This is a genomic window from Gemmiger formicilis (genome assembly GCF_016901605.1).
Lineage (GTDB): Bacteria > Bacillota > Clostridia > Oscillospirales > Ruminococcaceae > Gemmiger > Gemmiger formicilis_B.
Genome location: NZ_JACJKP010000106.1, coordinates 1 through 10,868, shown reverse-complemented (window position 1 = coordinate 10,868; position 10,868 = coordinate 1). Strand labels below are relative to the sequence as shown.

General features: G+C 56.6%; 12 protein-coding genes and 1 pseudogene. 9 read left to right on the top strand and 4 right to left on the bottom strand.

Features of this window, described 5'->3' with window-relative positions; translation table 11 throughout:
• The 5 genes and pseudogenes from H6B10_RS09290 to H6B10_RS09270 form a co-directional block, all read left to right on the top strand.
• Positions 1 to 798: pseudogene (locus tag H6B10_RS09290) on the top strand (hypothetical protein); the annotation flags it as partial.
• Positions 799 to 844: 46 nt separating this feature from the next.
• Positions 845 to 1,378 carry a nitroreductase family protein gene (locus H6B10_RS09285; RefSeq protein WP_204651348.1) on the top strand — a complete coding sequence of 178 codons (534 nt, stop codon included), beginning with the start codon at positions 845 to 847 and terminating at the stop codon, positions 1,376 to 1,378.
• Entirely contained in the window at positions 1,375 to 1,764 is a 390-nt protein-coding gene (locus H6B10_RS09280; RefSeq protein WP_204651347.1) for a holo-ACP synthase, read from the top strand. The genes H6B10_RS09285 and H6B10_RS09280 overlap by 4 nt, the downstream gene beginning before the upstream one ends.
• 3 nt (positions 1,765 to 1,767) lie before the next feature.
• Positions 1,768 to 2,856, top strand: a complete 1,089-nt coding sequence (locus tag H6B10_RS09275; RefSeq protein WP_204651346.1) for an acyltransferase — start codon at positions 1,768 to 1,770, stop codon at positions 2,854 to 2,856.
• A gap of 53 nt (positions 2,857 to 2,909) precedes the next feature.
• Complete coding sequence (locus tag H6B10_RS09270; protein WP_204651345.1) at positions 2,910 to 3,287, top strand: type II toxin-antitoxin system PemK/MazF family toxin; 378 nt, start codon at positions 2,910 to 2,912, stop codon at positions 3,285 to 3,287.
• 57 nt (positions 3,288 to 3,344) lie between these two features.
• On the opposite strand, the gene H6B10_RS09265 is transcribed toward H6B10_RS09270, so the two are convergent.
• Together H6B10_RS09265 and H6B10_RS09260 are read right to left on the bottom strand one after the other, a co-directional pair.
• Entirely contained in the window at positions 3,345 to 4,766 is a 1,422-nt protein-coding gene (locus tag H6B10_RS09265) for a glycine--tRNA ligase (RefSeq protein ID WP_204651344.1), read from the bottom strand.
• A 140-nt stretch (positions 4,767 to 4,906) separates the two neighbouring features.
• Positions 4,907 to 5,128 carry a hypothetical protein gene (locus H6B10_RS09260; protein ID WP_204651343.1) on the bottom strand — a complete coding sequence of 74 codons (222 nt, stop codon included), beginning with the start codon at positions 5,126 to 5,128 and terminating at the stop codon, positions 4,907 to 4,909.
• 174 nt (positions 5,129 to 5,302) lie between these two features.
• On the opposite strand from H6B10_RS09260, the gene murC reads away from it, so the two are divergent.
• Both murC and H6B10_RS09250 read left to right on the top strand, forming a co-directional pair.
• Positions 5,303 to 6,673, top strand: a complete 1,371-nt coding sequence (gene murC, locus H6B10_RS09255; RefSeq protein ID WP_204651342.1) for a UDP-N-acetylmuramate--L-alanine ligase — start codon at positions 5,303 to 5,305, stop codon at positions 6,671 to 6,673.
• 125 nt (positions 6,674 to 6,798) lie between these two features.
• Positions 6,799 to 8,034 carry an aminopeptidase gene (locus tag H6B10_RS09250; protein WP_204651341.1) on the top strand — a complete coding sequence of 412 codons (1,236 nt, stop codon included), beginning with the start codon at positions 6,799 to 6,801 and terminating at the stop codon, positions 8,032 to 8,034.
• 54 nt (positions 8,035 to 8,088) lie between these two features.
• Here H6B10_RS09250 and H6B10_RS09245 read toward each other — a convergent pair whose 3' ends face one another.
• Both H6B10_RS09245 and H6B10_RS09240 read right to left on the bottom strand, forming a co-directional pair.
• A complete protein-coding gene (locus tag H6B10_RS09245) occupies positions 8,089 to 9,279 on the bottom strand; it encodes a DUF2812 domain-containing protein (RefSeq protein ID WP_204651340.1) in 1,191 nt (396 codons plus the stop codon).
• A complete protein-coding gene (locus H6B10_RS09240; RefSeq protein WP_204651339.1) occupies positions 9,224 to 9,625 on the bottom strand; it encodes a PadR family transcriptional regulator in 402 nt (133 codons plus the stop codon). The genes H6B10_RS09245 and H6B10_RS09240 overlap by 56 nt, the downstream gene beginning before the upstream one ends.
• Positions 9,626 to 9,876: 251 nt before the next feature.
• Between H6B10_RS09240 and rimP the strand changes: the two genes are divergently transcribed.
• Together rimP and H6B10_RS09230 are read left to right on the top strand one after the other, a co-directional pair.
• The gene (gene rimP / locus H6B10_RS09235; RefSeq protein WP_204651338.1) at positions 9,877 to 10,368 is read left to right on the top strand and encodes a ribosome maturation factor RimP; all 492 of its coding nucleotides are present in this window, start codon (positions 9,877 to 9,879) and stop codon (positions 10,366 to 10,368) included.
• A 54-nt stretch (positions 10,369 to 10,422) separates the two neighbouring features.
• Positions 10,423 to 10,868 (top strand): NusA N-terminal domain-containing protein (locus tag H6B10_RS09230; RefSeq protein ID WP_275951065.1); only part of this gene is annotated, 446 nt, incomplete at its 3' end.

Below are 10,868 nucleotides of genomic sequence, written 5' to 3'. Positions count from 1 at the left end.
TTGCAATCAGTCAGTGCGGAGCGAATCTACGTGGAACTGGATGGTTTGCTCTCAGTACCGGGAGCCGGACATGTTCTGGCACAGTATGGTCAGATTCTGGCCGGTGCTGTGCCGGAGGTTGGCCCTTGTATTGGCTGTACGCAGCCGGGGCGTTGGCATTGTTATGATGTGTGGAATCATACGGCGGCTGCGGTGGGAGCGTTGGACCTGCGTGGTCAGGATACCCGCGGCGCGCGGGTACTGTGCTGGGCGGCCTTTTTGCATGATATTGCAAAACCCTTGTGCCGGAGTGTAGGCCCCGACGGTGCCGCCCATTTTAAGGGGCATAACCAGCGGGGCGCCGTGGTAGCACGAACGATTTTGCGTCGCCTGAAAGCCCCCAGCTATCTGATAGAAGGTGCAACGGGGTTGATTGCGATTCATGATGCACCGGTTCCCGTCGGGGATGTTGCGATTCTGAAATGCCTGAATCGCTACGGGGCCATTTTTTTGCGTCGGTTGTGCACCCTCAAATATGCGGATCTGGATGCCCATGCCTGCACCCCTGATGTGGCCGCCAGACGGCAGGACGTGGAAGTATTTGAAAAACGTATGTCGGAACTTGCCCGGACGGGTTGTTATACCATGCGCCAGCTGGCGGTGAACGGTGCCGATTTGATGGAAGCGGGGATGCCGGCAGGGCCCAAAGTAGGCCAGATGCTGCATGCGTTGCTGACGGCTGTGATGGAAGGACGTCTTTCCAATGAACGGAACGCTTTGCTGGCCGAGGCCGAGCGTCTGGCGCATCGGTCGGAGTGAAAAGTACATAACAATACGGCATTCATAATACAGGGAGGTTTTTGCAATGACCATTCAAAATGAAGTTTTGTCTGCCATCGCGGCGCGGCGCAGCTGCCGTGCGTATCTGCCGGAACAGATCAAGCCGGAGGAACTGCAGGCTGTATTGGAGGCGGGCACCTGGGCCCCCACGGGGATGAATCGGCAAAGCCCGATCATTGTGGTTGTGCAGGATAAAGAAACCCGCGATAAACTTTCGGCGATGAATGCTGCCGTCATGGGCAATAACGGGGACCCGTTCTATGGGGCACCGACGGTCCTGGTGGTTCTTGCCGACCGGAACATGTCCACCCATGTGGAGGATGGTTCGCTGGTACTGGGCAACCTGCTGCTGGCTGCCTCCAGCATTGGGCTGGGCTCCTGCTGGATCAATCGTGCCAAAGAAGTGTTTGATACGGAAGAAGGCAAAGCTTTGCTGCGGAAATGGGGCCTGGATGCTGACCGTTACCGGGGCATTGGCAACTGCATTCTGGGGTATCCCGCGCAGGGTGGCATCAAACCGGCCGCGCCCCGTAAACCGGATTATGTGGTGTACGTATGATTCTCGGCGTAGGGATTGATTTGTGCGATGCCGGACGCATTGAAAAAAGTCTGGAAAAACCTGGCTTTTGCAATTATGTATATGCGCCCGCTGAACAGGAACTTCTCAACAGCTTATCCGGCAAACGTCGGGCCGAAACAGCGGCAGCCAATTTCGCTGCCAAGGAAGCCTTTCTGAAAGCTGCCGGTACAGGGCTGGGCGGGTTTTCGCTGTCGGAACTGGCGCTGCTGCGGGCAGAAAACGGCGCCCCTTATTTTGAACTGTCCGGTCGGGCGGCGGCATGGGCATCGCAGCGTGGGCTGACGGTGCATGTCAGCCTTACACACGAAAGCGGACTGGCCAACGCCATTGTTCTGCTGGAAGAACACCGCCCCAAAGGAGAGTGACCGATGGCCGCCAAAACACCGCGCACCAGCAACCTGGAGCTGCTGCGTATTCTTTGTATGTTGTTTATCATCGGGGATCATCTGACCGGGCAAGGCGGCATTGCGGATTACAGTACGCTGGGGTCGTCGTTTGCGTTCTGCCTGATCGGTTGCGGTTCCCGCATTGCCTGCAGTATTTTTGTGCTGATCGGCAGCTGGTTTTTGTGTGAACAACCTTTTCAAACCAGACGGCCGTTATCACTGTGGCTTTCGTTGTGGCTGTATACGGTGCCGGTAACACTGCTTTGTGCGTTGGGGGGCCTGCCGGTTTCTTTCGGCGCCCTGCGCTGGGCGGTGTTTCCCGCGTCCACCCGCCAGTTGTGGTTTATCTCAGACTATCTGGTATTGCTGGTTTGTGCGCCGCTGCTCAATCGGATTCTGCATGACCTGCCGCGTAAAGCGCACCGCGGGTTGCTCGTTTTTCTGGCGCTGCCGCTGATTGCGTATCCTACCCTTTTTGCGGAGGATGGCATTGTCAGTGATCTGGCCTGGATGTTCCTGTATGAATATCTGCTGGCAGCTTACCTGCGGCGCTATCCCGATAACCGGCTGAGCCTTTTGTTCCGCTGCCGTGTGGTGGCCTTGCTGGTGGGGCTGGGATTGCCGCTGTGCAACACCGCGCTGCGTGCCTGGCTGGAATGGCAGGGCGCTACAGACGGCAAAGCGTTCCAGTATGTTTCGTATTATCGAACCGGGCTGGGGGCTTTGCCCAACCTGCTGGCAGCGGTGGCGCTCTTTTCACTGTTCCAGTCTTTGCAGCTGGGCAGCCGCCGTTGGATCAATGCCTTGGCAGGGACTACGCTGGGGGTATATATTCTGCATCAGGTGCCGGCGTTCCGGGATTTTTTGTGGAACGGCATTTTCCAGGCACAGGCACATCATGGGTCGGTGCCGTACACCTTGTTTGTAGTAGTGGCTACATTCCTGGGATGCGCTCTTATTGACGTACTGCGTACCAGACTGCTTATGCGTCCGCTGCAAAACAGTCATCCCTTCCGGATCCTGTGTGAAAAAGGGGATGCCCTGGCGGCAAAAATTCAGCCTTGTGATTAAATAGACCTCCTCCCGCTTATACTAAGAGTATGAGACGAGAGGAGGTCTTTTAAATGGAAGTGCACAGAGGGGAAGTGTTTTACGCGGATCTGAGCCCGGTTGTGGGCTCAGAACAGGGAGGCATCCGGCCGGTACTTATTATTCAGAATGAGATCGGCAACCGCCACAGCCCTACCGTGATTGCAGCGGCCATCACCAGCCGCCAGGATAAAAACCGGCTGCCCACCCATATCAGCGTACGGGCCGACCGCTGCGGTCTTGCCAAGGACAGCATCGTGCTGACGGAACAAATCCGCACACTGGACAAACGCCGCCTGCGGGAACGGGCTGGACGGATCCCGCCGGACGATATGCGCCGCGTGGATGAAGCTCTGGGCGTTTCCATGGGCTTGGAAAGCCAGAACACCCACGACGACGGCGGATACTTTTGACAAATACAAAAATCCCTCCGGATATTGTCCGGAGGGATTGCTGTTTATGAAAGAAAATCAGAAGGCCACTTTCTTGGCAATGTAGTCCTTCAGCTCGCTGATGGGCAGGCGGATCTGCTCCATGGTGTCACGGTCACGGACGGTGACGCAGTTGTCGGCTTCCACCTTGTCATCGCCCACGGTCTGGAAGTCCACGGTGATGCACAGCGGGGTGCCGATCTCGTCCTGGCGGCGGTAACGCTTGCCGATGGAACCGGCGTCGTCGTAATCCACCATAAAGTCTTTGGCCAGTTCGTTGCGGATCTCCATGGCCTTGTCGCCCAGCTTCTTGGACAGGGGCAGCACGGCGCACTTGAACGGTGCCAGGAAGGGATGCAGCCGCAGCACGGTACGGACATCCTCCTTGCCCTTGGCATCCACCAGATGCTCTTCGTCGTAAGCCTCGCACAGGAAGGCCAGCGCCACACGGTCACAGCCCAGAGAAGGCTCGATGACGTAGGGGATGTAGTGCTCGTTGGTTTCGGGATCGAAATACTCCAGGCTCTTGCCGGAAGCCTCCTGATGGCGGCTCAGGTCGTAGTTGGTACGGTCGGCAATGCCCCACAGCTCGCCCCAGTCGGTGAACGGGAAGGCGTACTCGATGTCGGTGGTGGCACGGGAGTAGAAGGCCAGCTCTGCGGGCTCATGGTCACGCAGGCGCAGGTTCTCTTCTTTGATGCCCAGGCTCAGCAGCCAGTTCTTGCAGTAGTCTTTCCAGTAGGCAAACCACTCCAGGTCGGTGTCCGGCTTGCAGAAGAACTCACATTCCATCTGCTCGAACTCGCGGGTGCGGAAGGTGAAGTTGCCCGGGGTGATCTCGTTGCGGAAGGCTTTGCCCACCTGGCAGACACCGAAAGGCAGCTTGCGGCGGGTGGTGCGCTGAATATTGGCAAAGTTGACAAAGATGCCCTGGGCCGTTTCGGGGCGCAGATAGCAGGTGGAGGAAGAATCCTCGGTAACGCCGATGGCGGTCTTGAACATCAGGTTGAACTTGCGGATGGGGGTGAAGTCATGTTTGCCGCAGACCGGGCAGACTACTTCCTCATGGCTGGCGATGAAAGCGTCCATCTCGTCAAAGGTCATGGCGTCCACATCTACGTTTTTGCCCTGTTCACAGTCGGCAATCAGCTTGTCGGCACGGTGACGGCTCTTGCAGGCACGGCAGTCCAGCAGCGGGTCCGAGAAGCTGGCCACATGGCCGGTGGTCACCCAGGTCTGCGGGTTCATCAGGATGGCTGCATCCAGACCCACATTGTAGGGGCTTTCCTGCACAAATTTCTTCAGCCAGGCTTTTTTGACGTTGTTTTTGAATTCCACACCCAGCGGGCCGTAGTCCCAGCTGTTGGCCAGACCGCCGTAAATCTCACTGCCGGGGTAGATGAAACCACGGTTTTTGCACAGGTTGACGATCATGTCCAGGGTCTTTTCACTGTTCTTCATTTGCTTTTTACTCCTTCCGCATGGCTGGCTGCCACACAAAGTGATTTATTGCGCCGCACATAGTGGGCGCAATATGGGTATTATAGCATAGGCGGTTTGTGCATACAAGCAAAACGCGAAAAAACTGCGGCAGAATCACATTATACCAAATGCCGGGCAATTTGCAGGGCAATCTTCGGCCAGACTTCGGCGGAAAAGCTCTCCTCGTGATTCAATCGTGCCAGTTCTGCCTGTACGCGGGGAATCTTGCGGGCAGGTATGCCCAGCTTTGCCAGCTGCTTGATAGTCAGGGGACTTTTCCCGCTGCTTTTTTGCAGCCGGGACACCGCCAGGGGATCAATGCTCCATATCAATCTTGCCATTTTCTCATCTCCCGATGGGCAAAATACCAGAATTGTGGAAATCTTTTCTTCTATTATACTAAAAATTTAGGAAAAGTGTTTATTTTGTAGAGAAAAAATATTATAATTATAATAAACTGTATGAGATAGTATACCGCGCCCGCAGGGCACGGCCATTTTTTGAGGTGAAGACCCATGGTATTTAGTATATTTGATCCGAAATTGCTGGAAGGCGTCAAGACCGTACATTTCATCGGCTGCGGTGGTTCCGGCACCTATCCGCTGATCCAGATTCTGCACAGCCGCGGTTTTGCCATCACCGGTTCCGATGTGGAAGAAACCAAGAATACCGAGGCAGAGCGTGCCCTGGGCGTGAAAGTGACCATCGGTCACGATGCGGCCAATCTGGGGGATGCTGATCTGGTGGTTTACAGCGCAGCCATTCATGACGACAACCCCGAACTGAAAGCCGCCAAAGCGCGCGGCATCAAGGCGGTGGAGCGCAGTGTCCTGCTGGGCTATGTTACCCGTATGCACCCCCAGAGCGTAGGTGTGGCCGGTACCCACGGCAAAACCACGACCACCGGCATGATCACCACCATGCTGGAACTGGCAGGTCGTGATCCTGCTGCAGTCATTGGCGGCAAACTGCCCCTGATCGGCGGCTATGGCAAGGCGGGCAGCGGTCAGAACGCGGTCATTGAAGCTTGCGAATATCACGAGACCTTCCTGTACCTGACCTGCGCGGTGGGTGTTATCCTGAACATCGACAACGACCATCTGGAATATTACGGCACCATGGGCCAGCTCAAACTGGCGTTCCAGAAGTTTGCGCTTCTGTCCCGCACGGTGGTGTTCAATATGGATGACCACAACACCGTGGATGTTATGAACTCCATCGATCGCCCGGTGCTCAGCTTCGGCATCACCGAGGAAGCTCGTTTCCGCGCTGTGAACATTGCGGAGTATAAACCCGGTTTCTATGAGTTCGATGTTATCGAACTGGGCGAGCACTTTGCCCATATCCGTCTGGGTGTGCCCGGATATCACAATATTTATAATGCGCTGGCCATGTGCTGCTGTGTCCGTCCGCTGGGCCTCAAGCCGGAAGATGCCGTCCGTGCGGCAGAGGAGTTCCACGGCACCGGCCGCCGTTTTGAAATCAAGGGCGAGTGCAACGGCGCCGTCATTGTAGATGACTACGCCCATCATCCCACCGAACTGGCTGCCACCATGAAAACGGCCAAGGGGCTGGGCTACAACCGTGTGATTGCTGTGCATCAGCCGTTCACCTACAGCCGCACCAAAATGCTGATGGATGATTTTGCTGATGTTCTGCGTCAGGCCGACCAGGTGGTACTGCTGCCGGTCATGGGTGGCCGTGAGGCAGATGACGGCTCGGTCAAATCGGAACAGCTGGCTGCCAAGATTCCCGGCAGCGTTGTGGTCGACGGCCTGGAAGGCGCAGCCAACTGGGTCAAACAGAACGCCGGAAAGGGCGATCTGGTGGTCTGCATGAGCTGCGGCGACCTGTACAAGGCAGCCGATATGATGGTGGGCCAATAACCTTAATACTATAAATAATAAAAGCGGGCGGCCCGGTGGGCGGCCCGCTTTTTTGGGGATCACTACACATTTGCTTTCAAATGGTGTATACTAAGCAACAAATAAAGAAAAAGGAGCTTTCTTCTATGAACCAGCACTATCTGCAGCTGTATGCTGATTTTGTTGTCAAAGTGGGCGTCAATGTACGCCCGCGCCAGAACTTCATTGTGCGCTGCCCGGTCACCATGCCGGAATTCGCCCATGCCTGTGTCCGCGCCGGGTATGAAGCCGGTGCCAAGCAGGTCATCGTCCGTTGGGAGGACGATGTGCTTACCCGCCTGAACATGGAAATGGCCGGGGAAGAGGATCTTTGCGCCATGAAACCCTACGAGCTGCGCAGCTATCTTGACTACGCCGAGGACCCGGACGGTTGCTGCACGCTGGCAATCCATGCCGAAAACCCCGAAGCTCTGGCCGGTCTGGATGCCGGCAAGGTCAACCGGGTGAACCTGGCCCGCCGCACCTTCCTGAAACCCTGGCAGGAGTACACTATGAATGACCGCGTACAGTGGTGCGTTGTGGCGGTGCCCGCGCCCGGTTGGGCTGCCAAAGTGTTCCCCGAACTGCCCGTGGAAGAAGCGGTCGAAAAGCTCTGGGAAGTAATTTTTGATGTTTGCCGCGTATCCACCGGGGACCCTGTCACGGCTTGGCGCGACCATGTGGCCAAGACCTCTGCCCGCCGTGATCAGCTCAACGCCTGGGATCTGGATCGGGTACACATCACCAGCAGCAACGGCACCGACCTGACGGTGGGCATTGCACAGGATGCCACCTGGGAAGGTGCTTCCAGCAAGTCGGAACGCGGCATTGAATTCATTGCCAATGTTCCTACCGAAGAAGTGTTCTGCGCGCCGGATCGCAACCGTGTGGACGGTATCGTCTATGGCACCAAGCCTTATGTGTACAATGGCCAGCTTATCGAGGGCTGGCATGTGACCTTCAAGGACGGCCAGGTGGTGGAGCATGGCGCCGAGAAGAACGCCCAGTTGCTGGCGGAACTGCTCTCCACTGACGAGAACGCCAACCGTATCGGTGAGATCGCTCTGGTACCGGCATCCAGCCCCATCAACCGCAGCGGGGTTCTCTTCTTCAACACGCTGTTTGACGAAAACGCCGCCTGCCATATTGCCTTTGGCGCCGGTTATCCCACCAACATCCGCGGCGGTGCGTCCATGACCCGCGCCCAGCTGATGGAAAAGGGCTTGAACGATTCTGCCATCCATGAGGATGTCATGATCGGTGCCCCGGATACCCATGTGACCGGCATCACCAAGAGCGGTGAGGAAGTTACCATTTTTGTGGATGGCGAATGGGCTTTCTGATTTCTGAATAAAAACAAATATCCCGGACGGTTCAACCCGTCCGGGACTTTTTTATCAGGCCGAAGCGGCAAAGATTTCCGCAAAGCGTGGCGCCAGCCGGTCAAAATTCTGTGTGCCGTCGGGATCGATCCACAGAACGGACAGGATGCGGCCGCCCTGCACCAGAATCAGCTGCCGGAATACGCCATCCTTTCCGCTGTAGCCATAGGCAGTGTCCATTCCCGGCAGGTCCGGCAGCATCTGAGGCTCATCCGCCAAAATGGAACGCTCCTTGTGCAAATCGTTTACCAGCAATTGTGCCAGCCAGGGGGCCCGGGTGTCAAAGTATTGCACGGTGAGGGAGGTGTCCCAGGGTGGCTCCGTACCTTGTAGGATGACACCGCTTTCGCGGTATTCCAGAATGGTAGGTGCCAGCAGGGAACTGCGCACCTCCAGCGTATTATAACTGCCCTCGTCTTGCACCAGCGTACCATCGGTCAAATCCTGTAAGGTGGCGAAGGGGAGTGGCCCCTGGTAGTTTTTGGTGGGCTCACTGGCGCCGGTCTGCACCAAGATCGAGAATCCCACCAGAATCGCCAGGAAAAACGAGCAGGTGGTAACCCCTCGGCTGATTCGGTATACCCAGGCGGTGGGATGCCAGTTTTTCCGATGATCCGGCACGTATCCACCACGCAGACGTCGGCTGAACCTGAGGATATTATACAAATCTCGAAATGCCAAAAACAGGGCTCCGAAGAAGTACAGGTACATGCAGCAGGAGAGAAGCGGCATTTCCACAAAAAGACGGGCCAGCCGTCCTTGACCGTTCAAGGCGAACTGCACCACCAGAACAGCGATTCCTCCAATCAATGCCCACCAGGCGGATTTGCGCGCCATTTTCAGGCTCAAAGCCTGCACAGCTGGGTCGGTATGCAGTTCGGGCGCCTGGGGGTTCCGGCAGGCATATAGAAAAAACTCCTGCTGAGAACAGATGAACTCCCAGCCATATTCGGCGTAGAGTGCTTTCTCGGCAGAGAGCGGCTCTGACGGAACAACGTCCAGCCAGCCGCCTTTCAGCCGGGCGGCTGTCAGCCGATAACGCACGGTTTGGGGCAGACCGCGATGAAACCGGGCCAGCGTCCGCCCCAGCGCTTCCACAAACAGGCCCTGGGCGGCCATATCGGTCAGCCAGCTTTCGCAGGCTTCCACGTCATAACACGGGCAGGGGACCAGACGGTAAACAGTTTCCTTGTTGAGAAGTTTCATCCCGCACATCTCCTTTCGTCAGGCTGGCCGGAGCGGTGATTTCGGCGCGGGCGGCATCCTCCAGGCAGCGCTGCAGCCGGGCCCGTTCTCCGTCATAAGCGGCTTTCCCGGCAGCTGTCAGGTGATAATAACGCTTGCAGCCTACGGTTCCTGCTTCCGTCAAAAAACCTTCCTTCTCAAAACGGGCCAGCAGTGTATACAGTGTGGCGGGTCCCAGGCGGACCGCGCCTCCGGAAATCTGCGCTGCGTAGGCGGAAATTTCAGCGCCGCAGGCATCCCCGCGGGCCAGCGCCATCAACAGATAGAACATAGACTCTGTCAGATTTTCCATTGCCTGTTTGGGCATGGGCAAACACCTCGTATAACGATATCGTTTTATGATATTGTATAACGATATCGTTACAATGTCAACATTTTGGTCCGCATTTTGCAAAAAAATACCTTATAAAGGCTTTTTCCCGGCTGGTTTTTCGGCGGTGGGGGTTGCAATTTCCGTAAGGGTGTGGTATATTTTTACTGTTCGATGATGATTTATTGGAAAGTGGGCCGTCAAGGTCCGCTTTCTTTTTATGATAGGGAAGAATAAGGAGCGTTTGGATGGCAAAACAGCAAAACAGCGGCGGCGCGGCCAAAGCAGTCGAAACATTGGTGCGCCCCACGGTGGAAGGCATGGGCCTGCGCCTGTGGGATGTCCGATTTGAGAAGGAAGGGCCCGACTGGTTCCTGCGCGTGCTGATCGACCGTGACGAACCCTTGGATACCGATACCTGCGAGGCAGTGTCCCGAGCAATCGACCCGTTGCTGGATGAGGCAGACCCCATTGACCAGAGTTATTATCTGGAAGTGGGCAGCCCCGGTCTGGGCCGCCGCCTGACGCGCCCCGAACATTATGAGGCCCTGCGCGGCCAGAAATGTGCCGCCCACTTGATCCGCCCCGACGAAGCCGGACGCCGCGACGTGGCCGGCATACTGCAGGGGCTGGATGCCGACGGGAACGTGACCCTGACCGATGGGGAAGAAACCTATACCTTCCCCGTCAAAGCGGCGGGGTACGTCAAGTTGTGTGACGATGAAGATCTGTTTGGCTGAATGCCAAGTTCTGGATTTGTGTACTGAAACCTATATTGGGAGGAAACCGTAAAAATGGCTACTGCTAACAACGAATTCTTTGACGCTCTGGCTGCCCTCGAAAAAGAGCGCGGCTTGCCGGAAGATTACCTGATCGACAAGATCAAGGCGGCCATTGTGATCGCTGTCAAGAAGGACTATGAGGTTGAGGACGAGAACGTGGTCGTGGATATCGACCCCGAGATCGGTGCGTTCCGTGCCAGCCTTCTGCGCGAGATCGTCGAGGAAGTGGAGAACCCCCACACCCAGGTCAGTCTGGAGGATGCTCAGAAGGTCCGCAAGAGCTACCGGGTAGGTCAGCGCATGATCACCCAGCTCAAAACGAAGGAATTCGGTCGCATCGCTGCCCAGACGGCCAAGCACGTGATCCGTCAGGGCCTGCGGGAAGGCGAACGCAATCTGCAGTGCAGCGAGATGCAGTCCCGTGCTCATGAGCTTGTTGTGGCTACGGTGGTTTCCAT